Source organism: Streptomyces sp. NPDC005303, from assembly GCF_040607335.1.
Classification (GTDB): Bacteria; Actinomycetota; Actinomycetes; order Streptomycetales; family Streptomycetaceae; genus Streptomyces.
On the sequence record NZ_JBEXGM010000006.1, the window covers coordinates 1 to 25,013 of the forward strand.

At 69.4% G+C, this 25,013-nt stretch carries 25 protein-coding genes, 1 pseudogene and 1 riboswitch; of the genes and pseudogenes, 9 read left to right on the forward strand and 17 right to left on the reverse strand.

The annotated features are described in order from the left end of the window. Positions 1-82: 82 nt before the first annotated feature. From ABZT93_RS11365 to ABZT93_RS11400, 8 genes are all read right to left on the reverse strand, one after another. The gene (locus tag ABZT93_RS11365) at positions 83-1,333 is read right to left on the reverse strand and encodes a dipeptide ABC transporter ATP-binding protein (protein ID WP_356102250.1); all 1,251 of its coding nucleotides are present in this window, start codon (positions 1,331-1,333) and stop codon (positions 83-85) included. Continuing rightward, entirely contained in the window at positions 1,330-2,427 is a 1,098-nt protein-coding gene (locus tag ABZT93_RS11370; RefSeq protein WP_356102253.1) for an ABC transporter ATP-binding protein, read from the reverse strand. The genes ABZT93_RS11365 and ABZT93_RS11370 overlap by 4 nt, the downstream gene beginning before the upstream one ends. Further along, entirely contained in the window at positions 2,424-3,422 is a 999-nt protein-coding gene (locus ABZT93_RS11375; RefSeq protein WP_356102256.1) for an ABC transporter permease, read from the reverse strand. The genes ABZT93_RS11370 and ABZT93_RS11375 overlap by 4 nt, the downstream gene beginning before the upstream one ends. Before the next feature lie 143 nt (positions 3,423-3,565). Next, positions 3,566-5,356, reverse strand: a complete 1,791-nt coding sequence (locus ABZT93_RS11380) for an ABC transporter substrate-binding protein (protein WP_356102259.1) — start codon at positions 5,354-5,356, stop codon at positions 3,566-3,568. A 70-nt stretch (positions 5,357-5,426) separates the two neighbouring features. After that, positions 5,427-6,434, reverse strand: coding sequence for an ABC transporter permease (locus tag ABZT93_RS11385; protein WP_356102262.1), 1,008 nt, complete (start codon positions 6,432-6,434; stop codon positions 5,427-5,429). Positions 6,435-6,760: 326 nt separating this feature from the next. Further along, a complete protein-coding gene (locus ABZT93_RS11390) occupies positions 6,761-7,516 on the reverse strand; it encodes an enhanced serine sensitivity protein SseB C-terminal domain-containing protein (protein WP_356102895.1) in 756 nt (251 codons plus the stop codon). A gap of 165 nt (positions 7,517-7,681) precedes the next feature. Further along, positions 7,682-8,479 carry an enhanced serine sensitivity protein SseB gene (locus ABZT93_RS11395; RefSeq protein WP_356102265.1) on the reverse strand — a complete coding sequence of 266 codons (798 nt, stop codon included), beginning with the start codon at positions 8,477-8,479 and terminating at the stop codon, positions 7,682-7,684. A gap of 90 nt (positions 8,480-8,569) precedes the next feature. Continuing rightward, positions 8,570-9,238: an AAA family ATPase gene (locus tag ABZT93_RS11400; protein WP_356102268.1), complete on the reverse strand. Its 669-nt coding sequence runs from the start codon at positions 9,236-9,238 to the stop codon at positions 8,570-8,572. Positions 9,239-9,419: 181 nt separating this feature from the next. Then, positions 9,420-9,517: riboswitch (glycine riboswitch) on the forward strand. A 155-nt stretch (positions 9,518-9,672) separates the two neighbouring features. Here ABZT93_RS11400 and gcvT point away from each other — a divergent pair. The 4 genes from gcvT (at position 9,673) to ABZT93_RS11420 (ending at position 13,972) form a co-directional block, all read left to right on the forward strand. Continuing rightward, positions 9,673-10,791 (forward strand): glycine cleavage system aminomethyltransferase GcvT, encoded by a 1,119-nt coding sequence (gcvT, locus tag ABZT93_RS11405; protein ID WP_356102271.1) that lies wholly within the window; start codon positions 9,673-9,675, stop codon positions 10,789-10,791. A 98-nt stretch (positions 10,792-10,889) separates the two neighbouring features. After that, positions 10,890-11,267 carry a glycine cleavage system protein GcvH gene (gcvH, locus tag ABZT93_RS11410; RefSeq protein WP_031058756.1) on the forward strand — a complete coding sequence of 126 codons (378 nt, stop codon included), beginning with the start codon at positions 10,890-10,892 and terminating at the stop codon, positions 11,265-11,267. 15 nt (positions 11,268-11,282) lie between these two features. Next, the gene (glyA, locus tag ABZT93_RS11415) at positions 11,283-12,548 is read left to right on the forward strand and encodes a serine hydroxymethyltransferase (protein ID WP_356102273.1); all 1,266 of its coding nucleotides are present in this window, start codon (positions 11,283-11,285) and stop codon (positions 12,546-12,548) included. 56 nt (positions 12,549-12,604) lie between these two features. Then, entirely contained in the window at positions 12,605-13,972 is a 1,368-nt protein-coding gene (locus tag ABZT93_RS11420; RefSeq protein ID WP_356102276.1) for an L-serine ammonia-lyase, read from the forward strand. 167 nt (positions 13,973-14,139) lie between these two features. Here the strand turns inward: ABZT93_RS11420 and ABZT93_RS11425 are convergent, their stop codons facing one another. The 3 genes from ABZT93_RS11425 to ABZT93_RS11435 form a co-directional block, all read right to left on the reverse strand. Next, a complete protein-coding gene (locus ABZT93_RS11425; RefSeq protein WP_356102279.1) occupies positions 14,140-14,277 on the reverse strand; it encodes a hypothetical protein in 138 nt (45 codons plus the stop codon). A gap of 80 nt (positions 14,278-14,357) precedes the next feature. Further along, the gene (locus ABZT93_RS11430) at positions 14,358-14,810 is read right to left on the reverse strand and encodes a hypothetical protein (RefSeq protein ID WP_356102281.1); all 453 of its coding nucleotides are present in this window, start codon (positions 14,808-14,810) and stop codon (positions 14,358-14,360) included. Positions 14,811-14,847: 37 nt separating this feature from the next. Continuing rightward, positions 14,848-15,240 (reverse strand): hypothetical protein, encoded by a 393-nt coding sequence (locus tag ABZT93_RS11435; RefSeq protein ID WP_356102284.1) that lies wholly within the window; start codon positions 15,238-15,240, stop codon positions 14,848-14,850. Positions 15,241-15,954: 714 nt separating this feature from the next. On the opposite strand from ABZT93_RS11435, the gene ABZT93_RS11440 reads away from it, so the two are divergent. Continuing rightward, entirely contained in the window at positions 15,955-16,512 is a 558-nt protein-coding gene (locus tag ABZT93_RS11440) for a glycoside hydrolase family 25 protein (RefSeq protein WP_356102286.1), read from the forward strand. Between the two features lie 27 nt (positions 16,513-16,539). Next, complete coding sequence (locus ABZT93_RS11445) at positions 16,540-17,082, forward strand: MOSC domain-containing protein (RefSeq protein ID WP_356102288.1); 543 nt, start codon at positions 16,540-16,542, stop codon at positions 17,080-17,082. 31 nt (positions 17,083-17,113) lie between these two features. Here ABZT93_RS11445 and ABZT93_RS11450 read toward each other — a convergent pair whose 3' ends face one another. Continuing rightward, positions 17,114-17,824 (reverse strand): FCD domain-containing protein, encoded by a 711-nt coding sequence (locus ABZT93_RS11450; protein WP_356102291.1) that lies wholly within the window; start codon positions 17,822-17,824, stop codon positions 17,114-17,116. Between the two features lie 243 nt (positions 17,825-18,067). Between ABZT93_RS11450 and ABZT93_RS11455 the strand changes: the two genes are divergently transcribed. Together ABZT93_RS11455 and ABZT93_RS11460 are read left to right on the forward strand one after the other, a co-directional pair. After that, a complete protein-coding gene (locus ABZT93_RS11455) occupies positions 18,068-19,693 on the forward strand; it encodes a 2-isopropylmalate synthase (RefSeq protein ID WP_356102898.1) in 1,626 nt (541 codons plus the stop codon). Continuing rightward, a pseudogene (locus ABZT93_RS11460) lies at positions 19,690-20,339 on the forward strand (ATP-binding cassette domain-containing protein); the annotation flags it as partial. The gene ABZT93_RS11455 and the pseudogene ABZT93_RS11460, both read left to right, overlap by 4 nt. A 99-nt stretch (positions 20,340-20,438) precedes the next feature. Here ABZT93_RS11460 and ABZT93_RS11465 read toward each other — a convergent pair. Continuing rightward, a complete protein-coding gene (locus ABZT93_RS11465) occupies positions 20,439-20,657 on the reverse strand; it encodes an EF-hand domain-containing protein (RefSeq protein WP_356102901.1) in 219 nt (72 codons plus the stop codon). A 174-nt stretch (positions 20,658-20,831) separates the two neighbouring features. On the opposite strand from ABZT93_RS11465, the gene ABZT93_RS11470 reads away from it, so the two are divergent. Then, positions 20,832-21,506 (forward strand): GNAT family N-acetyltransferase, encoded by a 675-nt coding sequence (locus ABZT93_RS11470; RefSeq protein WP_356102903.1) that lies wholly within the window; start codon positions 20,832-20,834, stop codon positions 21,504-21,506. Here ABZT93_RS11470 and ABZT93_RS11475 read toward each other — a convergent pair. The 4 genes from ABZT93_RS11475 to ABZT93_RS11490 form a co-directional block, all read right to left on the reverse strand. After that, positions 21,477-22,676 carry a YncE family protein gene (locus tag ABZT93_RS11475; protein WP_356102293.1) on the reverse strand — a complete coding sequence of 400 codons (1,200 nt, stop codon included), beginning with the start codon at positions 22,674-22,676 and terminating at the stop codon, positions 21,477-21,479. The two genes, ABZT93_RS11470 and ABZT93_RS11475, sit on opposite strands and share 30 nt — an antisense overlap. Continuing rightward, the gene (locus tag ABZT93_RS11480; RefSeq protein WP_356102295.1) at positions 22,676-23,413 is read right to left on the reverse strand and encodes a polysaccharide deacetylase family protein; all 738 of its coding nucleotides are present in this window, start codon (positions 23,411-23,413) and stop codon (positions 22,676-22,678) included. Before ABZT93_RS11480 ends, ABZT93_RS11475 begins: the two co-directional genes overlap by 1 nt. Before the next feature lie 56 nt (positions 23,414-23,469). Next, on the reverse strand, positions 23,470-23,973 hold the full coding sequence (locus tag ABZT93_RS11485) for an ATP-binding protein (protein ID WP_356102298.1): 504 nt from the start codon (positions 23,971-23,973) through the stop codon (positions 23,470-23,472). A 262-nt stretch (positions 23,974-24,235) separates the two neighbouring features. Beyond that, the gene (locus tag ABZT93_RS11490) at positions 24,236-25,003 is read right to left on the reverse strand and encodes an enoyl-CoA hydratase-related protein (RefSeq protein WP_356102301.1); all 768 of its coding nucleotides are present in this window, start codon (positions 25,001-25,003) and stop codon (positions 24,236-24,238) included. Positions 25,004-25,013 lie beyond the last annotated feature (10 nt).

The window sequence follows — 25,013 nt, forward strand, 5'->3', positions numbered from 1 at the left end:
GCGCGTATCGGCCGTCGCCGCCGCCCGCCTGGCAGCCCCGCGGAAGGAGCGGGCCGCCTCCGCGACGCGCCTCGACAAGCAATCAACTCTGCTTGTCGGTCGACTCCTGAGCTTCCGGGCTCTCGGCCACCGCCGGCTCCTGGTTCTCGGCACCTGCCGAAGTCTCCGTCCCGGCGACCTGCGCGGCCACCGCCGCCGAGGTCTCCGCCGACTCCGCGAGCACCTCGTCCGCGACCAGTTCGGCCGCCTCCTTGGCCACCGTCAGCAGCACAGTGTCCTGCGGAGCCTGGTCCTCGAAGTTCTCCGGGTGGTGGCAGGCGACCTGCTGGCCGGGCTTGAGCTCGGTGAGCTTCGGCTCGGTCGTCGTGCAGATCTGTGTCGCCTTCCAGCACCGGGTGTGGAACCGGCAGCCGCTCGGCGGGGAGATCGGCGACGGCACATCGCCCTTGAGCAGGATGCGCTCGCTCTTGGCGTTCCGGCGCCTCGGGTCCGGGATCGGCACGGCCGACATGAGTGCCTTGGTGTACGGGTGCATGGGCGCCCTGTACAGCGACTCGCGATCGGCCAGCTCGACGATCTTGCCGAGGTACATCACCGCGATCCGGTCCGAGACATGCCGGACGACGGAGAGGTCGTGCGCGATGATCACGTACGTCAGGCCGAGCTCCTCCTGGAGGTCGTCGAGCAGGTTCACCACCTGGGCCTGGATCGACACGTCCAGCGCGGAGACCGGCTCGTCCGCCACCACCAGCTTCGGTTTCAGGGCGAGCGCGCGGGCGATGCCGATGCGCTGGCGCTGACCGCCGGAGAACTCGTGCGGATAGCGGTTGTAGTGCTCGGGGTTGAGGCCGACCACCGACAGCAGCCGCTGGACCTCCTTCTTGATCCCGCCTTCGGGAGTGACACCCTGCAGTTTGAAGGGGGCGCCGATGATCGTGCCGATCGTGTGGCGCGGGTTCAGCGAGGAGTAAGGGTCCTGGAAGATCATCTGCACATCGCGGCGCAGCGGACGCATGCCGCCCACGCCGAGGTGCGTGATGTCCTTGCCCTCGAACTCGACCGTGCCACCCGTCGGTTCGAGCAGCCGGGTGATCAGTCGGCCCATCGTCGACTTGCCGCAGCCGGACTCGCCCACGACTCCGAGCGTCTCACCGGCCCGGACCTCGAAGTCGAGGCCGTCGACGGCGTGCACCGCGCCCACCTGGCGCTGGAGCAGGCCCTTCTTGATCGGGAAGTGCTTCTGGAGGCCCGTGACCTTCAGCAGCACCTCGCCGTCCGTCCGACGGGTGTCCTCGCCCTGCGCGGGAATCGTCACCGCTTTCTCGTCACTCACAGCTTCGGCGCAATCTCTTCGGTCCAGATACGCTCCCGCTGCTCCTTGCTCATATGGCAGGCGGCCCAGTGCTGGCTGCCGACCTCGGTCAGTTCGGGGCGAACCGTGCGGGTCACGTCATCCTTGGGGATGTCGGCGTACGGGCAGCGCGGGTTGAAGGCGCAGCCGGACGGGACGTTGATCAGCGAGGGCGGGGAGCCCTTGACCGGGATCAGGCGCTCCTGCTGCTCTCGGTCCAGGCGCGGCATCGAGCCGAGCAGGCCCCAGGTGTAGGGGTGGCGAGGCTCGTAGAACACCTTCTCGGCAGATCCCCGCTCCACGCAGCGGCCGCCGTACATCACCAGGATGTCGTCGGCGAGTTCGGCGACGACGCCCAGGTCGTGGGTGATGACGATGACCGCTGAGCCGAACTCCTTCTGGAGGTCCCGGATCAGATCGAGGATCTGCGCCTGGACGGTCACGTCGAGCGCGGTGGTCGGCTCGTCCGCGATGAGCAGCTCAGGGTTGTTGACCAGCGACATCGCGATCATCGCGCGCTGGCGCATACCGCCGGAGAACTCGTGCGGGTAGTTGTCCACCCGCTTGTCGGGCTGCGGGATACCCACCCGGTCGAGCATCTCGACCGCGCGCTTCTTCGCGGTCTTCTTGTCGACCTTGTTGTGGATCCGGTACGCCTCCGCGATCTGCTGGCCGATCGTGTAGTACGGGTGCAGCGCGGACAGCGGGTCCTGGAAGATCATCGACATCTCACGACCGCGCAGCTTGCGCACCTCGTCCGGGTCGGCGGAGAGCAGTTCCGTGCCGTCCAGCCAGATCTCGCCGGAGAGCTGGGCCTTGCGCTTGCCGTACTGGCCGGCGGTGTGCAGGCCCATGATGCCGAGGGAGGTCACCGACTTGCCGGAGCCCGACTCGCCCACGATGCCGAGGGTCTTGCCCTTCTCCAACGTGAAGGAGAGCCCGTCGACGGACTTGACCAGACCGTCGTCGGTCGGAAAGTGCACCTTCAGGTCGCGCACTTCCAGGAAGGACGTCGGCGCGGGCGAGGTGCTGGTGGGCTCGCCTACGGCCGCTCCGCTCTTGCTCAGTTCCGTCATGTGAGCCTCACTCGGGGGTCGATCACCGCGTACAGGACGTCCACCACGAGGTTGGCGATCAGCACCGCGAGAGAAGTGATCAGGGTGACGCCCAGAATGATGGGCAGGTCCTGGTTCTTGATGGCGGTCAGCACCGCCTGGCCGAGACCGGGCAGACTGAACGTCGTCTCGGTCAGGATCGCGCCGCCGATGAGGGCGCCGAGGTCCATACCGAGCATGGTCAGGATAGGCGTCATCGTGGAACGCATGGCGTGCTTGCCGATGACGACCTGCTCCGTGAGGCCCTTCGCGCGTGCGGTGCGGATGTAGTCCTCGCCGAGGATCTCCAGCATGGTGGCGCGGGTGATCCGGGCGTACATCGCCGCGTACAGGAACGCGAGGGTGACCCAGGGCAGGATCATGCCGCCGATGTAGCCGCTGACGCTCTGGTCGAGTGGCACGTACTTGCCGTCGATCCAGCCCAGTCCGTAGCTGAAGATCGCCAGCGAGAGCAGACCGGTGAAGTAGATCGGCAGGGACACACCGCCGAGGGCGATGACCATCGCGCCCCGGTCCCACAGGCTGCCCCGCTTGAGAGCGGAGAGCACACCGGCCGCGACACCGAAGACCAGCCACAGTACGGCGGCGCCGAGCGCGAGACCCAGGGTCACCGGGAAGCGGTCGGTCAGCACCGGCCAGACGCCCTGCTCGCTACGGAAGGAGTAGCCGAAGCACGGCGCGGCGCAGTGGGTGACATCGCCGCCGGCCGCGTAAGTGCGGCCCACGAAGATGCCCTTGAAGAAGTGCCAGACCTGGACGAAGATCGGGTCGCCCAGGCCCAGCTTCACACGGACCGCTTCGACGGCGGCCGGGTCGGCCTGCTTGCCCACGAAGCTCGTGGCGATGTCCACGCCCGCCCACTTGGGGACGAGGAAGAAGATGCTGAAGACCACCAGGATGATGACCACGAGCATCACTGCGGCGGCGAACAGCCGCCTGAGGAGGTAAGCGAGCACAGCTAACGGCCCGCCGCAGGACCGTGGACCGCCGGAGGGGGTGTCCCCCACGCCTGTTGAGCGATGGGGAACCTCCGGGGGCCCACGGTCCCGCCGCGCCGGCCTTCACCTGCCTTTCGTGCCGTACGGCGGGTGTGCCGGGATTACTTCGTGGACTTCAGACCGATGTTGACGAAGTCGTAGTAGCCGCTGAACGCGTTCGTCGTGTACACGTTGGCGATCCGCGAGGAGCGCCAGTTCAGGAGCCGCTCGAAGACGAAGGGCAGGTAGTACGCGCCCTCGCTCACCTTGTGGTTGATGTCCGTGGCGATCTGCGTCTTCTTCGACTCGTTCAGTTCGGCGTTGTACTGGTCGAACAGACCGTCGATCGTCTTGTCCTTGATCAGACCGTAGTTGTTGTTACCGCTCTGCAGGATGTACTTGCTGCTCCACAGCGGGATGCCGTAGCCCTGGACGGTCGGGAAGTCCGGGCCCCAGCCCATGATGATGATGCCGAGCTTCTTCTTCGCCACGTTCGACGGGGAGCCGATGATGCCGGAGCTCTGCGAACCGTCGTACTGGTAGATGTCGGCCTGGATGCCGACCTTCTTCAGTGCCGCCTGCAGGGACGTGGCCGTGGCCACCTCCTGCTGCTTGTTGTTGCGGACGGCGATGGTGGTCTTGAAGCCGTTCGGCTGACCGCAGGCCTTCAGCGCGTCCTTGGCCAGGGCGTCGTTGCCGGACTTGTTGGCACCGGAGATCTTGTACGGGTCGTACTTCTGGCCCTCGCCACCGGGGATCGACGGCGGGAGCATGTTGGTGCCGATGTCACCACCGGCGACCGGGCCACCGCGCGCGGTCTGCAGCGACACGTGGTCGGCGGCGTAGATGACGGCCTTGCGGCAGTCGATGTTGTCGAACGGCTTGACGCTCTGCGGGAAGACCGCGTAGCGGATGAAGCCGGAGACCGGGTTGTCCAGGTTGGCCTTGTGCTGCTTCAGGGCGATGGTGCGGCCCTGCGGGCCAAGGCCCGTCTGGCTGGCGTCGATGTCGTAGTCGCCGTTGATCAGGCGCTGGTCCATGTCGCTCTGGTTGGTGGAGATGTCCAGAGTGATCTTGTCCGGGTAGGCCTTGCGGACCGGGTCCGAGGAGGCCTTCCAGCTGGTGTTGCGGACCAGGACGAGCGACTTGCCCGGGCTGTACGACTGGAACTTGTACGGGCCGGAGGAGAACGGCTTCAGGCCGTACTTGGACTTGGTGTCCATGTCCTGGCGGACCGGCGAGGCCGTGACCATCGCCAGCACCTGCTTGAAGTCCGAGTTCGGCTTGGGCAGGTGGAAGACGATCGTCTTGGCGTCGGGCGTGTCGATCGCCTTCAGGCCGAGCTTGTCCTTGGAGGTGTCCTTGTACGGACCCTTGTAGGTGGCGTCGGGGTCGAGCATCTGCTGCAGATAGATCGGGCCGCCGGACAGGACGTCCTGCGCCCAGACGCGCTCGATGCCGTACTTGATGTCCTGGGAGGTGATGGCCTTGCCGTCCTCCCAGGTGATGCCGTCGCGCAGGTGGAACGTGTACGTCTTGCCGTCGTCCGTGACCTGGCCCTCGTCCGTGGCGAGGTCGGGAGTGACCTCGGCGCCCTTGGCGCCCGGCTCGGTCTTGTACGTGAGCAGCTGGCGGCTGTAGTAGCGCGCGAAGTCCCACATGAAGCCGTAGTAACCACGCGTGGTGTCCCACGAGTCGGCGTCCTGCGCGGTGACGAACTTCAGCGTGCCGCCCTTCTTGACCTGCGAGGCCTGGGCGACCTTGTTGTTCGCGGCGTCGAAGCCAGCCGCGCCGGTCTTCGACCCCTCGTTGTCACTGCCGCCGCCGCACGCCGCCATGGTCAGCATGCCGGCGACCGCGGCGGCGGCGGCCAGCGCCTGCTTACGCCGCCCTGAGGTGCGTTGGGTAGTCACGATCTCGGATCCTCCGGATTAGATGAGAGACCCCGTGCCAGTGCCACGGGACGCTTGGGGGTATGGCGTTTCAGCGGGAGCCCTTCGGGTCCAGCGCGTCCCGCACGCCGTCGCCGAACAGGTTGAAGGCCAGAACGGTGATGAAGATCGCCACGCCGGGGACGACCATGTACATGGGGTCCGAGTCGTAGTAGTCGATCGCGGTGGAGAGCATCTGCCCCCAGGAGGACGTGGGGGGCTTGACACCCACGCCCAGGAAGCTGAGCGCCGCCTCGGTGAGGATGTTGGTGGGGATCATCATCGTTGTGTAGACGATGATCGGTGCGACGAGGTTGGGCAGCAGTTCCTTCATGAGGATGTAGAACCGCCCGGCGCCCAACGATCGGGCGGCCTCGACGTATTCGCGCTCACGCATCGAGAACGTCTGTCCGCGCACCACGCGTCCGATGTAGGGCCAGCCGAAGAAGCCGATGACCAGGATCATCACGAACACTCGCACGCTGGAGCCGCTCAGGCCGAGCATCTCGTTCGGCATGACGGAGACCAGAGCGATGATGAACAGCAGTTGCGGGAAGGCCAGTAGACCGTCCATGACACGGCTGATGACCGAGTCGACCCAGCCGCCGAAGAACCCGGCCAGGATGCCGAGGACCGTCCCCAGGACGACGGCGACGACCGCGGACAGGAAGCCGACGAGGAGCGAGATCCGGGCGCCGTAGAGGACGCGGGCGAAGATGTCGCGGCCGTTGACCGGCTCGACACCCAGCCAGTGCTCCCCGCTGATCCCGCCCAGGGACCCCTTCGGGGTACTGAACAGCGGGTCGATCAGGCTCTCGTGGTAGGCGTCGGGGTCCTGCCCGTACAGGCTGGCGATCAGCGGGGCGCAGAGCGCGACCACGATGAGGACGAGGACGACGAGACCGCCTGCGAGGGCCAACCTGTCCCGTTTGAGACGCTCCCAGGCGATCCGGCCCAAGGAACGTCCCTGTACGGCCTTCGCTCCGGCGGCGGCGACCGCCGCCTCCTCGGCCGCGCTCGGGGCCGCTTCCGCGGTCGGCTCGTGCAATGGTGCCGTCATCTGGCAGGGACCCCTCTCAACCGGCGGTAGCCGGCCCACGCTTGCCGCTGTAGCGGCATGATCAGTCCGTTGAACATGGGGATGAAGCCCCCTGCAGCGGGAGTCTTCAACGGTTTGGCGATCTGTAGCCAGACTTGGCGGTGAATGGATGCATAACCGTAATGCGGTTATAGGGATTCCGTTATCCGGACGGAATGCGGTGAAGAGCGGACGATCACCAATCTGGACAAAACGGCCGTAATTAGCATCTTTCGACTGCATCTACGCGCGAAGAAAAATCTCGCCGCCCACCCGCCGCCGGAGAGGCGGTCACGGATGACGCACGGTCAGTACCGGCCCTGGGCCGGCGGGTAGCCGTACCCGGCCGCCGGTGACTGGGCGGGCGATCCATGGGCCTCGCGGTCGTAGAAGGGGCGGGCACCGGCGCGCATCCACAGCGCCACCGGGTCGTACTCGTCGGACATCGCCACGGTCGACACCGGCAGTCCGTCCGGGACGGCACCGATGGACTGCTGCATCATCGCGCGCACCGAGTCCACGGCCGAGGGACTGGTGTCGTACACGTCGAGACCGATGGCGAGATACGGCGCTCCGAGCGCCGGCTGCACCCAGGCGCGGCGCAGCGAGCGGACCGCAGGGGTCCGGTGGGCGTTCTGCACGAGCAGGGCGTAGAACTGGGGGATCTCGATGCCGGGTTCGGAGAGCCGGAGCGGTCCCGCGGGCTGGCGCTCCAGGCCGGTCGCGATGCGGCGCAGATCGAGCCAGGGGATGCCGACGCCGCCGCCGGGGGCGTGCGGGTTCAGCCAGAGGCCGTAGTGGTCGGGGTAGAGCGTGCGGGCCACGTCGATGCCGTCGACCACTTCGTACGAGCGGTTCCATCCACTGGCGCTCAGCTCCTGGGCCGAGGTCACACAGGGGGCGTAGCCGTAGCCGTCGACCTGCATGTTTCCGTACTGGGCGTCCGGGGAGCCGGACTGGCCGTGCCACAGGAGCATCCAGATCTGGCCGGAGCCGGGGCTCGCGAGTGCCTTGAGCAATGCCTCGTAGGCGTCGTAGCGCCCGGGCGTCACCTGGCGCAGCATGTGCTCGACCTGGCCGGTCGTGGTGCCGGTTCCGCTGGCGCCGCTCACGTTGTGCCGCCCCTTCTCGAAGGTTGCCCCAGGTATGGGAACAGCTTAAGCGCCTACCGGGTCGGGGCTGGTCGACCGTCGGCGGTGCGGGGCGCGGGTGACGCCCCGGCGGCAGGTCTAGTGGCCGTGCAGGTAGAAGGGCCGTACCTGCTCACGCATCCAGTGGCCCACCGGGTCGTCCGCCACGTCCAGCAGGACCAGATTGACCGGCCACCGCACCGGGGTCTGCCCCAGGGCCCGGCCGAGGGCGTCCATCGGCAGGGTGCGCAGGTCACCCTCCCACTGGGACAGCTCCACGCCCACGAACATGACGGGGTCGGCCGTCTCGATGGCGGCCAGGCAGCGGCGGGCCGTGCGGACCACTCCGGTGGCCGCGAACTCGGCGGCCGCGACCGCCAGGAAGTCGACCGGGTCGTCCTGCCAGTCCGGCTCGTAGAGCTTGACCCGGCCACCGGTGTTGGGCCCGTCCAGCGGGGTGCGGCCCACCCGGCAGAGGTCGGCGACGGCGGCGGGCGGGAGGGGGACGCCGACCACGCCGTCGGGGTTGACCGCGATGCCCACATGCGGGGGCAGCCCGCGGGCGAACTCGACCGCCGGGGCGATGGTGTACGACAGATGGCTGCCGACGACCTGGCGGAACTGCTCCTCGGAGCTGAAGACCGGGACGTACGCCTGGCCGGCGATCTCCAGGGTGGGCAGGTCGAGGGGGCCGCTGTGCGGACCGCCGCCGTTCGGCAGGGGGATCCAGACGAAGCTGCGGCCGAGCACCTCGATGATCCGGCCGCCCGCCGAGGGCATGCCGAGGGAGGCCGAGAGCACCTCCTCCAGCTCGTTGCCGGGCCATCCGCCGTGCGGATGGGGGTGCGGGTACGCCTGCCCTGGAAAGTCCGCGGGAAGATCCGCCGGGAAGTCCATCTGTCTGACCGCCTGCTGTGAACCGCTGTTGATGTGGCTGAAGGCTAGCGGGTGCGACGCGAAGGTGGCTCGGCCCGGAAGCCCGCAGCCTCAGCCCGTGAACCCGATCCGTCGCAGCACGGCCGCCGCGTCCCGGTCGATCAGCACCGCCGAACCGCAGCCCGGGGGCAGGTCACCGCGCTCCACGGAGCGGATCAGCCGGGCCGCCGCCCCCCGGTGCCGCAGGAAGGCGTACCGCGAGACGCCCCGGCCGCGCTCGCGCTGGCCCGCGAGCGCGGTGTCCGCGGTGACGTCGAGCAGCAGCAGATGCAGGGTGCCGCCCCGGCGCCGGGCGGCGCGGGCCAGCCAGCCCCGCACCCAGGCCTGTGTGCCGCAGTCGTGCACGACGACTCCCTCACCGGAGCGCAGGGCACGGCGCAGCCCGGCGTAGTGCGAGAGCCGGACCAGGGGGCGGTAGACGGCGTACGGCAGTAAGCGGGAGAGCCGGCCGTCCCAGCGGTCACGGGTGTCCTGGGAGTCGATCCGGATCCCCTGGACCGCCCGCTTCATCAGCGTGGACTTGCCGCTGCCGGGCAGGCCGGTGATGACGACGAGGTCCCCCGGGCCGAAGAGCAGGGAGTGCGGACCGCGGCCCCCGCGGTCGCGCAGGTCACGGACGACCGGGCGGGTGCCGCGGGCCTCGACGGCCGGGGCCGCGGACTGCTCGGGCAGCGCGATCGCCGAGGTCGTCGCGTACACCGTGGTCCTGTTCACCGTCATCGTCCTCCTCCGGGGTCGGGGTTCCCCTCCCCACCGAGCGTAAAGAGAAGGTAATGGATGATCTCTCGCGTTTCTGTACGCGTACCGCCACAACGCGGTTACAGAAGGAGGAGCAGATGCGGCCCTGCCGTCGGCGTCCGGGGCGTGCGATGATGTCCGCGCCAACTGCATACCGGCCGCTTGAATCCGCGCGGGAGAGTCCCGGGTACGTGTACCCGGGCGCCGAAGGAGCAAGTCCCTCCCTTGAATCTCTCAGGCCCCCGTTACCGCGCGGGCGAGGCACATCTGAAAAGCGGGCCGCCGACTCGAAGGCGGCCCCACCCAAGGTGCAAGCCATGTTCTTCATGGCGAACCTCTCAGGTTCCGATGACAGATGGGGAGGAACCACCTCGCCCGTCACACCCCTGTCCTGGGATCCTTGGAGACGACGTCCGATGAGCAGTTCTGAACCCCGTCGCACCGCGCTCGATGCCCTGCATCGGTCGCTCGGTGCGACGATGACCGACTTCGCCGGCTGGGACATGCCCCTGCGCTACGGCTCCGAGCGCGACGAGCACAACGCGGTACGCACGAAAGCCGGGCTCTTCGACCTCTCCCACATGGGCGAGATCACCGTGACCGGGCCGCAGGCCGCGCAGCTGCTGAACTTCGCCCTCGTCGGCAACATCGCCTCCGTCGGTGTCGGGCGGGCCCGCTACACCATGATCTGCCGGCCCGACGGCGGCATCCTGGACGACCTGATCGTCTACCGGCTCGGCGACACCGAGTACCTGGTGGTCGCCAACGCCTCCAACGCCCAGGTCGTCCTGGACGCCCTGACCGAGCGCGCGGCCGGCTTCGACGCCGAGGTGCGGGACGACCGGGACGCCTACGCCCTGATCGCCGTACAGGGACCGGAGTCCCCCGGCATCCTCGCCTCCCTGACCGACGCGGACCTCGACGGCCTCAAGTACTACGCCGGTCTGCCGGGCACGGTCGCCGGGGTGCCCGCGCTGATCGCTCGCACCGGGTACACCGGCGAGGACGGCTTCGAGCTGTTCGTGAAGCCGGAGCACGCGGTCGAGCTGTGGCAGGCGCTGACCAAGGCGGGCGAGGGCGTCGGACTCGCCCCCTGCGGGCTGTCCTGCCGGGACACGCTGCGTCTGGAGGCGGGCATGCCGCTGTACGGGCACGAGCTGTCGGCCTCCCTCACCCCCTTCGACGCGGGCCTCGGCCGCGTGGTGAAGTTCGAGAAGGAGGGCGACTTCGTGGGCCGTCAGGCCCTGCGCGAGGCCGCCGAGAACTTCAACCACGACCTGCCGCGCGTCCTCGTCGGCCTGATCGCCGAGGGCCGCCGGGTCCCGCGTGCCGGGTACGCCGTCGTGGCGGACGGTGAGGTGATCGGCGAGGTCACCTCCGGCGCCCCCTCCCCGACACTGGGCAAGCCGATCGCGATGGCGTACGTCGAGCCCGAGCACGCCGCGCCCGGCACCACCGGGGTCTGTGTGGACATCCGAGGCAGCCACGAGCCGTACGAGGTCGTGGCGCTGCCGTTCTACAAGCGCCAGAAGTAGCGGCGTAGGTGATGCTGAGCACGAAAGTCACCGCTCACGCATGCCCTCAGCAGTCCCCCATTCACCAGCACTCCCCCGCGTACAGGAGAATTCAGGCCATGAGCAACCCCCAGCAGCTGCGCTACAGCAAGGAGCACGAGTGGCTGTCGGGCGCCGAGGACGGCGTCTCGACGGTCGGCATCACGGAGCACGCGGCCAACGCGCTCGGCGATGTCGTCTTCGTCCAGCTCCCCGAGGTCGGTGACACGGTGACCGCGGGCGAGACCTGCGGCGAGCTGGAGTCGACCAAGTCGGTCAGCGACCTGTACTCCCCCGTCTCCGGTGAGGTCACCGAGGTCAACGAGGACGTCGTCAGCGACCCGGCGCTGGTGAACTCCGCCCCCTTCGAGGGCGGCTGGCTGTTCAAGGTACGCGTCTCGGAGGAGCCGGCCGACCTGCTCTCCGCCGACGAGTACACCGCCTTTTCCGCCGGCTGAGGAGTCGTACACCTGATGTCCGCACTGAACACGCCCCTGCACGAGCTCGACCCGGAGATCGCCGCCGCGGTCGACGCCGAGCTGGTCAGGCAGCAGTCCACGCTCGAGATGATCGCCTCGGAGAACTTCGCTCCGCTCGCGGTCATGGAGGCGCAGGGCTCGGTCCTCACCAACAAGTACGCCGAGGGCTACCCCGGCCGCCGCTACTACGGCGGCTGCGAGCACGTCGACGTGGCCGAGCAGATCGCCATCGACCGGGTCAAGGAGCTGTTCGGCGCCGAGTACGCCAACGTGCAGCCCCACTCCGGTGCCTCCGCCAACCAGGCCGCCCTGTTCGCGCTGGCGCAGCCCGGCGACACCATCCTCGGGCTCGACCTCGCCCACGGCGGTCACCTGACCCACGGGATGCGGCTGAACTTCTCCGGCAAGCAGTTCGACGTGGTCGCCTATCACGTGGACCCGGCGACCGGTCTGGTCGACATGGCCGAGCTGGAGAAGCTCGCCAAGGAGCACCGGCCCAAGGTGATCATCGCGGGCTGGTCGGCGTACCCGCGGCAGCTGGACTTCGCGGAGTTCCGCCGGATCGCCGACGAGGTCGAGGCGTACCTGTGGGTCGACATGGCCCACTTCGCCGGTCTGGTCGCGGCGGGCCTGCACCCGAACCCCGTCGAGCACGCGGACGTGGTCACCTCCACCACCCACAAGACGCTGGGCGGACCGCGCGGCGGGATCATCCTCGCCAGGCAGGAGTTCGCGAAGAAGCTGAACTCCTCGGTGTTCCCGGGCTTCCAGGGCGGTCCCCTGGAGCACGTGATCGCGGCGAAGGCGGTCTCCTTCAAGGTCGCCGCCTCGGAGGAGTTCAAGGAGCGCCAGCGGCGTACGGTGGACGGTGCGCGCATCCTCGCCGAGCGCCTGACGGCCGACGACGCCCGGGAGGCCGGGGTCAACGTGCTCTCCGGCGGCACCGACGTGCACCTCATCCTCGTCGACCTGCGCGAGTCCGAGCTGGACGGCAGGCAGGCCGAGGACCGTCTCCACGAGGTCGGCATCACGGTCAACCGCAACGCCGTCCCGAACGACCCGCGCCCGCCGATGGTGACGTCGGGCCTCAGGATCGGCACGCCCGCCCTGGCCACCCGCGGCTTCACGGCCGAGGACTTCGCCGAGGTTGCGGACGTGATCGCTTCGGCACTGAAGCCGTCGTACGACGTGGAGGCGTTGAAGGCCCGGGTCAAGGCCCTGGCCGACAAGCACCCGCTGTACACCGGCCTGAACAAGTAGTTCCACGGTGGGGGCACCCGACGACGTGTGCCCCCACCCCTTTTGAAGGAGTTCCCGTGGCCATTTCGGTCTTCGACCTGTTCTCGATCGGCATCGGCCCGTCGAGCTCCCACACGGTCGGCCCGATGCGCGCGGCCCGCATGTTCGCCCGCCGCCTGCGCAACGAGGACCTGCTCCCGGCCGTCGCCGCGGTCCGCTGCGAGCTCTACGGCTCCCTGGGCGCGACCGGCCACGGCCACGGCACCCCGAAGGCGGTGCTGTTGGGCCTTGAGGGGGCGTCTCCTCGGACGGTCGACGTGGAGGGGGCGGACGACAGGGTGGCGGAGATCCGGTCCGCGGGGCTGCTGAAGCTGCTCGGCGAGCACGAGATCCCGTTCTCCTTCGACGACGATCTCGTCCTGCACCGGCGCAAGGCGCTCCCGTACCACGCGAACGGCATGACGGTGTGGGCGTACGACGCCTCGGGCGCGGAACTGCTGTCCAAGACGTACTACTCGGTCGGCGGCGGTTTCGTCGTGGACGAGGACGCGGTCGGCGAGGACCGCATCAAGCTCGACGACACGGTGCTGAAGTACCCCTTCCGCACGGGTGACGAGCTGCTGCGCCTGACCAAGGAGACCGGCCTGTCGATCTCCTCCCTGATGCTGGAGAACGAGCGCGCCTGGCGCACCGAGGACGAGATCCGGGCCGGGCTGCTGGAGATCTGGCGCGTGATGCAGTCCTGTGTGGCCCGGGGCATGTCCCAGGAGGGCATCCTGCCGGGCGGTCTGCGAGTGCGCCGACGTGCCGCCATGACGGCCCGTCAACTGCGGGCGGAGGGCGACGCGTTGGCCCACTCCATGGAGTGGATCACGCTGTACGCGATGGCGGTCAACGAGGAGAACGCGGCCGGCGGCCGGGTGGTGACGGCCCCGACGAACGGCGCGGCCGGCATCATCCCCGCGGTCCTGCACTACTACATGAACTTCGTTCCCGGCGCGGACGAGGACGGGGTGGTCCGTTTCCTCCTCGCCGCCGGCGCCATCGGCATGCTCTTCAAGGAGAACGCCTCCATCTCCGGCGCCGAGGTCGGCTGCCAGGGCGAGGTCGGCTCGGCCTGCTCCATGGCCGCGGGCGCCCTCGCCGAGGTCCTCGGCGGCTCCCCCGAACAGGTCGAGAACGCGGCCGAGATCGGCATGGAGCACAACCTGGGCCTGACCTGCGACCCGGTCGGCGGCCTGGTCCAGATCCCCTGCATCGAGCGCAACGGCATGGCCGCGGTGAAGGCGGTCACAGCGGCGAAGATGGCGCTGCGGGGGGACGGCTCGCACAAGGTGTCCCTCGACAAGGTCATCAAGACGATGAAGGACACCGGGGCGGACATGAGCGTGAAGTACAAGGAGACTGCGCGCGGGGGGCTGGCGGTGAACATCATCGAGTGCTGAGGTAACAGGCCCTGACCAGCGGGTCCGTGTCTTTGAGTAATGCAGGACAAGCTTCTTCGGCGGTCACCCGGTACTCGCCGAGGTCGGCCAGGTGGACCGGTGCCCGCCAGGTGCCCGAGGTCGCGTCCTGTCCGGAGTACTGGGTGAAGTCCTCGGTGGATCCGGCTTCAGGTGCGTCGGCCGTCCGCGCCGACCAGGACGGGGCCGCCGGTGGGGTCGTCCGCCTGGGCCGGAGAGAGGCCCGTGACCAGGGTGGCGTACAGGGCGGTCGCCGTGGCTGCCGCGCGGAAGGTGCTGCGTCTCAAGGTGGTGTCCTCAGGGAATCAGCCCGCTCCGGGCGTGAGCGTGAGTATCGAGAACTTGCGGCACGGCACTCACCCGTCGCTCACCCGGGCCCCGTTCCACCGCCCAGGGCGTGCCGCACCAGTTCCACGTCCTTCGTCGGCACCGCGAGGTCGTACGTCCCGGCGCCGGTGACGAGTTCGTACCGCTCGAACTTCGGTGCCAGCCGAACCTTCCCGCCCGTCGGCTTCAGCCGGAACGGTGCTTGAAGGGTCGCGCTCCTGTCTCCCCGCGCGTCTTTCCAGAGCGGCGGCTCACCCGGGGCGAGCCGCAGATGGCCCTGCCGCATCCGGGCGACCTGCTTGCCCCCGCCGACCGAGACCCTGACCTCCCCGCCGATGTTCTGCGTGAACCCGACGACCCGCAGCGGCTGTCCGCCGTCGAAGTCGGCGATGTCCCCCATGGAAGTGCGGCGCCGGATCCCTGTCCAGCGCAGCAGCACGTCCAGCAGGGTCTCGGAGCCGGCGGACCGGCGTTCCGTTCTTGAGCCCGTCATTTCGCCGTCCCCATCCTCAATAGCGCCAACCCGTCCATCAGGCGACCTGCCACGCTGTCTGCAGGGCCAGGCGCGCCACCGCCGCGTCGACGACATCGACCGGCGGCTTCCATTCGAACTCGCGCATCCGCTCGACGAATTCCGTCGGCAGGGTCACGCCATGGCCTCCCACGTAGTGCCTGAGGTCACCGCGCCAGACCCAGGAGCCGTCGGTGAACAGCGACGAGCAGGCCACGAGGTTCTCGCCGCAGCCCAGCAGGCACTGCTCGGTCTCGGTGAATTCGGCGACCACCGGTGCGGCCGCGAGATAGGCGACGGCGAGAGCCGCGGTCTCGCGCCATTCCCCGGATTCCGAGCGCGTCAGTTCATGGATTCCGGGAAGATCGACCGGCCCTTCGAAGAACTCCCGGACAAACCCGACTCTCAGCATGATCAGTGCGCACCTCGCGCCATGGGAAGGAACATCCGCCAGGTCCCCCCAGGCTCCAGGAACGGCTCCTGCGACCCGAGGCTCGGCATGACGCCGACCTTGGTGGTGGGAGTCCAGACGGGCACACCCAGACCATTGGCGACATCCTGCCCCACACCGGATACACCGGAATGACAGACCAGGAGTCTCACACATCCGCCCTGGTAATGCGGATTTCCTCTGACCGCCTCGACGATCTGGAGGGGATTCGTGTCCTCCCCGTCCACGCCGAGCACTCCGCGCGTCGAGCCATGCACGATCACGTCAAGTGATCGCCGCCAAGTAAAGGAGCGGACATGGTTCACCAGTCAGAGGTCAGCGCATGGCCAAGGGAACAACGGCCGGACGGCAGTCGATCCAACGGGAGCCCACTCGCCCTCCAGACAAGGAACAAGGGAAGGTAAAACCCCCGCCATATACAGAACCCGCAGAAAAGTACCGGGCACAGCGCTCGTCGCGTCCGTGCACGAAAACGCCCGCATTCGCTGCACACCAGGCATGACGGACCTGTACGGCGTGTCCCCCGTATTCTCCTCCTCCGTCCGCACGGACGCTGAGGTCGGCGAGGCTGCCGGGTCGCTCGGGGCGGCGCAGGGAAGCGGTCGGGGTTCCCGCGCCGGGCATGTGGGGCATCATCAACTCCCGTCCCCCCCTCTCACTTCAGGGAGCCCCCACATGCTCCGTGGCATCGATGTCAGCGCCTACCAGTCCTCCACCTACAGCACGGAGGGGCTCTCCTTCGTCTTCATCAAGGCGACGGAGGGCCGCTCCTACACCAACCCGAAGCTCTCGGCGCAGACCAAGCACGCCCGCGACGCCGGGCTGGTCGTCGGCTTCTACCACTTCCTGTGGCCCGGCAACCTCACCGCCCAGGCCGAGTATTTCGTCAAACACGCCCCCGAGAAGGGCGGCGACATCCTCGCTGTCGACTGGGAGACCACGGGCGACGGCACCCACGCGAGCAACGCGGAGAAGGACTCCTTCATCCGCAAGGTGAGGCAGCTCCGCCCGAACAACCGGGTCGTCCTCTACACGAACCGGCACTACTGGCTGAACATCGACACCACCTCGTACGCCGGCGACGGTCTCTGGATCGCCGACTACGTCACGGCGGGCAAGCCCCGTATCAAGGCGAAGTGGCGCTTCCACCAGTACACCGACGACCCCGTGGACAAGAACGTCGCCGATTTCGCGAGCAAGGCGGCCCTGCGCGAGTGGGCGACCGAGGCCTGACCCGCGCCCTGCTCGTAGGCTTGCCCCATGGGCGGGAAGGTCACTGCGGTCAGCAGCAACGGGACATACTCCTTCACGAAGCCGAACCGGGAGAGCATCACCTTGGTCGCCGGGTTCGGGGTGGAGGGGGATGTCCATGGCGGATCGACGGTCAAGCACCGGTTCCGGATGAGGAAGGACCCCTCGCAGCCGAACCTCCGGCAGGTGCATCTGATGCACGCCGAGCTGTTCGAGGAGCTCCGTGCGGCCGGGTTCGAGGTCGGCGCCGGGGAGCTCGGAGAGAACGTGACGACGCGCGGGGTCGACCTGCTCGGGCTGTCGGTGGGGACCAGACTGCACCTGGGCGACGAGGCCGTCGTCGAGGTGACCGGCCTGCGGAATCCGTGTGCGCAGATCGACGGCTTCCGCAAGGGCCTGTTGAAGGAGGTCGCCCGGCGGGGTCCGGACGGGGCCGTCCGTTTCCGGTCCGGGATCATGGGTGTCGTCGCGGCGGGGGGTGTGGTGCGCCCCGGGGACACGGTCGGGATCGAGCCACCGGCCGGACCGCACCGGCCGCTCGACATCGTGTGACCGCCGGGGGCCGGTGAGAGGCCCCAGTCGCTCAGCAGCGTGCCCGGCCTGTCGCGCCCGGTCCGCACCCCGCGAACGGATCCTCCAGCTCCGCCCGCAGAATCTCCGCCGCCCCCTCCGCGTCCGCGTGCGCCACCGCCCGCACCAGTGCCGCGTGGGCCTCGTCCGCGGTATTGGGGTCATGGTCGCGCAGGCCGGTCAGGGCCAGCAGCTCGACCAGGCCCTCGCGCAGGACGGGACTGAACTCCCTGAACAGGTCGGCGAGTACGGGGTTGTGCGCGGCCGCGACCACCGCCGCGTGGAAGGTGATGTCCGCGTCCACGAAGGCCGCGTCGCAGGAGGTGGAGGCCGCCCGTCGGCCCTCCAGCGCGAGTTCCATCGCCGCCACGTCCTCGGGCGTACGGCGGCGCGCGGCGAGGCGGGCCGCGTGGACCTCCACCGCCATGCGGACCTCGTAGACGTCCGTGACCGCGGCCCGGCGCAGCCGTGTGGGCCAGTCCTGCACCACCTCCGTGGCGGTGACGAAGACCCCCGCGCCCTGTCGCGGCTGCACCAGCCCCGCCCCGGCCAGCGCCCGCAGCGCCTCGCGGACCGTGGAGCGGCCGACACCGAGTTCCTTGGCGAGCGTGGTCTCACCGGGCAGTTTGGTGCCGACGGGCCAGTGCCCGGTGGTGATCTGCTCGCGCAGCCGCTCGGCGGCCTGATCGACCAGGGGACTGGGGCGTACGGGGCCCAGCGGCATCTGTGGTTCACCAACTCGTGCGAGGACAAAGAGGTACTCAGCCGATTCTCACTTGTCTGAGGAGCTGAGGAGTGACTAGCCTACCTCCGTGATCTTCCGCGGTCTCCTTCTTCTCGGCTGCCGCGGCGGGGCCTGACGCGACCGGCACCCCGCCGCGGGACGCCGTGCTGCCGGTCTCCGTCCGCAGACCGAGCCGAAGGACACACCGTGACCTCCGTCTGGAACCCCCAGCGTCCGAGCCCCATGCCGTTCCACCGCTACCGGCCCTTCGAGGACCGCGTCGACGTGCCGGTCACCGACCGCGGTTGGCCCTCCGCCCGCATCGAGCGCGCCCCGCTCTGGGTCCCCGTCGACCTGCGCGACGGCAACCAGGCCCTCGCCGAACCGATGGACAGCGCCCGCAAGAGCCGCTTCTTCGAACTGCTGGTGCGCATCGGCTTCAAGGAGATCGAGGTCGGCTATCCCTCCGCGAGCCGCACCGACTTCGACTTCGTACGGCATCTGGTGACCGGCGGCGGCGTCCCCGACGACGTCACTCCCGTCGTCTTCACCCCGGCCCGCACGGACTTGATCGACCAGACCTTCGACTCGATCGCCGGCCTGCCGCGTGCCGTCGTCCACCTGTACATAGCGACCTCACCGGTGTGGCGGGACGTCGTCCTCGGCCGGGACCGGAAGCAGGTGTGGCGGACCGTGCGGGAGGCGGCCGAGCACATGGCACGGCGGGCCGAGACCCTCCGAGGCACAGCGGTTCGCTTCCAGTTCTCCCCCGAGACCTTCAATCTCACCGAGCCGGACTTCGTCCTGGAGCTGTGCGACGGGCTGACGGAGCTGTGGGACGCGAGCCCGGACCGCCCGGTCACCCACAACCTGCCCGCCACCGTCGAGATCGCCACCCCGAACGTCTACGCCGACCAGATCGAGTACGCCCACCGCCATCTGGCCCGCCGCGACTCGGTGATCCTCTCCGTCCACCCGCACAACGACCGCGGCACCGGCGTCGCCTGCGCCGAACTCGCCGTGCTGGCCGGGGCCCAGCGGGTGGAGGGCTGTCTGTTCGGCAACGGTGAGCGCACCGGCAACGTCGACCTGGTGACCCTCGCGATGAACCTGTACGCCCAAGGGGTGGACCCCATGGTCGACTTCGGCGACATCGACGCCGTCCGCGAGACGGTCGAGCAGTGCAACCGGCTGCCGGTGCACCCCCGCCACCCCTACGCCGGCGACCTCGTCCACACCGCCTTCTCCGGCACCCACCAGGACGCCATCAGCAAAGGGCTCGCGCACCGGGACGAGCACCCGGACGAGCCCTGGCAGGTCCCGTACCTGCCGATCGACCCGGCCGACATCGGGCGTACGTACGAGGCGGTCATCCGCGTCAACTCCCAGTCGGGCAAGGGCGGGGCGGCGTATCTGCTGCGCACGCACCACGGCATCGACCTGCCGCCCCGCATGCGATCCGACTTCTCCCGGGCCGTCCAGGAGACCACCGACACGAGCGGTCGGGAGATGAGTCCGAAGGAGCTGTACGAGCTGTTCCGGGCCCGCTATCTCACGGAGGGCGAGGTTCGCCTGCACGACGGGACGGCGTACGAGGAGGCGCCCGGCGTCCATCGTTTCGTCGGCACTTTGGAGTGCGACGACCGCGTCGGCGACCATGAGGGCACGGGCGGCAGTGCGCTCTCGGCCTTCGTGGACGCGCTCGCCGGTGCCGGGTACGCCGTCGAGGTCGTCGACTTCGCCGAGGACGGCACGGCGGCCTTCGCCGAGTGCCGCGTCGACGGCCGTACGACGGCCTGGGGCGCCGGCGTGGGAAAGGCCGCCGCCGTACAGGCCGTACTGTCCGCGGTGAACCGGGCGATGCGGTGAGGGAGGTCCTGCGCGCCGAGGACGTGCACGTCGTCCGGGACGGCAGCCCGATCCTCCAGGAGGTCTCCCTGACCGTCCGGGCGGGCGAGCACTGGGCGCTGCTGGGCGCCAACGGCGCGGGCAAGTCCACCCTGCTCAGCCTGCTGGGCGCCCCTGGTCCACCCCACCCGCGGCACGGTCGAGGTGCTGGGCCGCCGGCTCGGCCGGGTCGATCTGCGGGAGCTGCGCGCCCACGTCGGTCACGTCGACCCGCGTCATCCGCTCACCGCGCCCCTGCGGGTCCGGGGTGGTCCTGACCGGGCTGACCAACTCCGTGGCCCCGCTCCCCCGTTGGCGGCCGACGCAGGATCAGCGGGACCGGGCCGATCGGCTCATCGACACCCTCGGCCTCGGCGAACTCGCCGACGCCCGCCGGCCGGTCCTCTCCCAGGGGCAGCGCGGCCGGACGCTCATCGCCCGCGCGCATGGGGGTACCGCCCGGCTCGAGCGAAGCCGAGAGCTGGGGGAGCCCGAGCCGCGGCTCCTGCTGCTCGACGAACCGGCGACCGGCCTCGACCTGCCGGGCCGCGAGCAGCTGATCGAGGCTCTGGACGCCATGCGCCGGGAGCATCCGACGTTGGCCACGGTTCTGGTCACCCACCATCTGGCTGGAGCGCCACGAGGGCCGCTGGACGGTACGGATCCGGGGCCGGGGCCGGACATGACGAAGGGGGCGCCCGTCGGGGCGCCCCCTTCACCGTCGGCTCTACTTGTTCAGGAAGGCCCAGAACTCGTCGAACGACAGGAGCTTGTCGCCGTTCAGGTCGCGGCTCTTGATGATCGCCGCGGCGACCGACTCGGTCACGTTCCAGTCGCCGCCCTGGGCCAGGGCGGACTTGAACTCGGCGGCGGTGATGGTGCCGTCACCGTCCGCATCGATCCGCTCGAACTGCTTGCGTGCTTCCTCGATGTCGATGTGCGCCACCGGTCCGCCCCTTTTCTTGCCTTTGTCGTGTCCTGCTGGCTTTCTGCCGCAGGTCAGATTAGCGGCCCGGTCCGACCTGCGGTGCGGCGCCCACCCGGGGAAACGGCGGTGCCGTGCTCGATCAGGTCTGCGAGGGTGGACCTGCCGATGGGCACGGACTCGGGGAGCGGTGTGATGGAGACCTTGCGGGACATTCTCGACGCGGCGGCCCGGGGGGTGTTCCCGCCCGCGGACGGCGGCACGACGGTCGTACCGCAGGCCTGTCACCGGGACGCGGGCGTGCTGTCCTTCACGGCGCACTCGGTCGTGTTCACCGACGAGGACCCCGCGTGGGTCCACGCCACCCTGCGCGGCCTGGACTGTGACGCGCTGGCCGCGACACTGAACCCCAGGTTCCTGACCGCCTTCCTGGACCGGACCGGGCGCAGGTCCGAGACCGTCGACGCGATGCTGGTCGGTGACCCGCTTCCGGGCGGACCGCCGCTCGCGCTGCGGGAGATCGAGGATGTGGACCATCCCCGCATCGCGTACGCCCGCAGGCGCCGCGACGGCATTCGCGCCTGGACGACAACGGGCGGGGTGCTGCTGACGGGGCGCGGCGTCGGCGGCCGCCTGGAGGTCTCGGTCGAGGTGGACGAGGACGTACGGCACCGGGGTCTGGGGCGGGCGCTGGTGACGGCGGCGAGGCATCTCGTCGAGGAGCCGCTGTGGGCCCAGGTCTCTCCGGGGAACGCCCGCAGCATGCGGGCGTTCCAGGCGGCCGGTTACCGTCCGGTGGGCGCGGAGGCGGTGCTGCTCGCCCCGGTGGGCGCCCGCGGCTCAGCGGAAGATGCCGGTGTGGCCGAGTGAGTACCGCCCCGGCTGGGGGTACACCGCGAGCCCGTGCGGCCCGCTGCCGACCTTGACGCGGGCCAGCTGGGCGCCGGTGCGGGTGTCGATGGCGTAGACCTCGGCGTTGTAGCGGCCGGACAGCCACAGGACCTTGCCGTCGGCGGAGACGCCTCCCATGTCGGGGCTGCCGCCGTCGGGGAGGCGCCACTTCTTGGTGAGCCTGTTCTCGGCGAAGTCGAAGACGGAGACGGTCCCTTCGCCCCGGTTGGAGACGTACATCTCGCGGGAGTCGCGGCTGACGTAGAGGCCGTGGGCGCCCTTGCCGGTGGGCAGCAGGGTCGGCCTGCTGAACGTGTCGCCGTCCAGGACCCACATCCCGTCGGCCATCATGTCCGCCACGTAGAACCGCTTCCCGTCCGGCGAGACCTTGACGTCCTGCGGCATGGCCCCGGCGAAGGGGAGCTTCTCCTGCCCGATCACCTTCATCTTCTCGGTGTCGACCTTCAGCAGCTCTCCGCTGAACTCGCAGGACACGATGAAGTACCTCCCGTCCAGGGAGAAGTCGGCGTGGTTGACGCCGTAGCAGCTGACCGGCACGGTCTTGACCCGCTCCATGGTGTGCGGGTCGCGGAAGACGAGCTCACGGTCGAGGGAGGCCATCACGACGGCGTACCTGCCGTTCGGCGTGAAGTAGAGGTTGTACGGGTCGTGCACGTCGACGGGCTTGCCCGCCTTCCCGGTCCTCGGGTCGATCGGCGTCAGGGTGTTCCCGCGGTCGTTGTTGACCCAGAGGGTCTTCAGGTCCCAGGAGGGCACGACGTGCTGGGGCTGCCGTCCGACCCGGATCGTCTCGAGGACCCCGTACGTCTTCGGGTCGATGACGGAGACGGTGTCGGACTCGGTGTTGGGCACATAGATCCGCGACGGGAAGTCCTTGACCACCGGTGACAGCTTGTTCGGCCGGTCCGCCGCGTAGACGTCCCGCGGGTCGAGGACGGGCGGCATTCCGGGCAGTCCGTGGACCGGCTTCCGCACCGGTTTCACGGGGGCGGGGACTGCGGCCCTGGTGCCGAGGGCCTGGTCCGCTCCGTCCTTGGCCCCGGTGCCGCAGGCGGCGAGGGCGACGAACGCGGCGCCCGCGATCAGGGTGCTCTTCACGAGGTTGCGCTTCAGGGGAGTGGGAGGCATCAGCTGAACAGCTCCGTGGTGGTCACCGCGGCCAGGCCGCGCCGGTCGAGTTCTTCCAGTACGACGGGGAGGGCGGCGACCGTGTCGGCGTACCCGAAGTGCAGGCTCACCACGGACCCTTCGCGGATCTCGGCGAGTACCTTGCGGGCCACGACGGCGGCGCCGGGCGAGGTGAAGTCGAGGGAGTCGACGTCGTAGGAGAGGACGTGGGGGTAGCCGGCCTCCTGGGCCAGCCGCGTGACGAGGGGTGAGGCGGTGGGCGTACGGGAGGGGCGGAACCAGGTCCCGACCGACCCGGTGAGCCGTCGGATCCGTTCCGCGCAGCCGACGATCTCCGCTCTGGCCTCGGCCTCGGACATCGCGTTGACGGCGAGGTGGCGCAGGGTGTGGTTGCCGAGGTCGTGTCCACCGTCGAGGATGCGCCGGCCGATGTCCGGGTGCGCGTCGAGCCAGGTGCCGACGGCCAGTACGGTGACGCGCGCGCCGTGCTTCTCGGCCTCGGTGAGCAGGGCACGGGCGATGGCGGGATCGCCGTCGCCGTGGAAGGTGAGGGCGACCCGGGGGCGGTCGCGGGGGCCGTGGGTGAGCTGGGCGGGCAGGGCGGGCAGGGCCGGGGCTCCGCTGGAGGAGGGGACGGGTTGGGCGCCGGCCTTCCTGGTCGCACATCCCGTGGCCAACGTCAGCCCAGCGGTAGCGAGGAGCACTGCCCGACGATCGGTAGCGGTCACCCGCCCCATTTAAGGGGTTGTGTCGGAGATTGACGCTGATCGACCCACCGGCGATCGCCCCACGGCTATCTGTCCGTCACCCGCATCTCGAACCATGTCGTCTTGCCCCGGGGCAGCAGGTCGACGCCCCAGCGGTCCGACAGCTTGTCGACCAGGAACAGCCCTCGCCCGCTGAGGTCCATCTCCTGCACCGGCATCAGACAGGGCAGTCCGCGCGACGGGTCACGGACCTCTATCCGGATCCACCCCCGCCGACGCCGCATCCGGAGACCGAAGATCCGCGCACCCGTGTGCCGGACCGCGTTGCCGACCAGCTCGGAGACGAGTAGGACCGCGTCCTCGGTCATCTTCGGGGTGAGCCCCCAGTGCCGGAGGACGATCACCTGGGTCAAGCGTCGCGCGGCCGCCGCGGACTCCGGCCGGGACGGCAGCGGAACCTCGGCCTCGGTGGGATCTCCGAACAGTTCGAGCGCCTTCAGCGCGCGCTCGTCCTCGACCGCCGGAGACCAGCGCGCAGCCGTCGCACGGCCGTCTCCCCGCGGCTGTTCGAAACCCTCCAGCCCCGCCATGCCCCCATCATGGCCGCCCAAAGCGCCCGCCGGGGCCGTTCCTGACGAATACGCCCCCCGGAATGCGTCGCTCCGACGGGGTCGATCGGCATATGCCGCAGGCACTTCGTCGCCGTCAACAGCCCTGCTGACCTGCGGCGGAGGCTCATTGGGAGGCAATCGACGGACTCCCTCGACAAGGCAGACTTAAGGTTGCGTTAAGGCTCCCATAAACCGCCCCATCGAGGGACCCGGATCAGACATCGCGTCAATTGCAAGGGGTTCAGAGGAATTTCGCCTTGCCGGGGCCCTCCTCGACGAAGCTCTTCATGCCCCGCTCGCGGTCCTCCGTGGCGAACAGACCCGCGAACCAGTTCCGTTCCACCGCGAGGCCCGTCTCGATGTCGGTCTCCAGGCCCGTGTCGATCGACTCCTTCGCGGCGCGCAGGGCGATCGCCGGTCCCTGTGCGAGCTTCGCGGCCCAGGCGTGCGCCTGGGTGTACACCTCGTCGGCGGGCACGACCCGGTCCACGAGGCCCAGCGTCAGCGCCTCGTCCGCCTTGACCATACGGCCCGTGAAGATCAGGTCCTTCGCCTTGGAGGGGCCGACCAGCCGGGCGAGGCGCTGGGTGCCGCCCGCGCCGGGGATCAGGCCGAGCAGGATCTCCGGCTGCCCCAACTTGGCGTTCTCCGCGGCGATCCGGAAGTCCGCGCACAGCGCGAGCTCGCAGCCGCCGCCCAGCGCGTAGCCGGTGACGGCCGCGACGACCGGCTTGGGGATGCGGGCCACGGCCGTGAACGAGTCCTGGAGCGCGCGGGCGCGCAGGACCATCGCGGTGTGGTCCATGGCCTGCATCTCCTTGATGTCCGCGCCGGCCGCGAACACCTTCTCCCCGCCGTACAGGATCACGGCACGCACGTCCTCGCGCCTCGTCGCCTCCTCGGCGAGCTCCTTCAGTCGGTCCTGGGTGGCCACGTCCAGCGCATTCATGGGCGGGCGGTCGAGACGGATGGTGCCGACACCTTCGGCGACTTCGAGATTCACGGTCATGCAGGCAGGT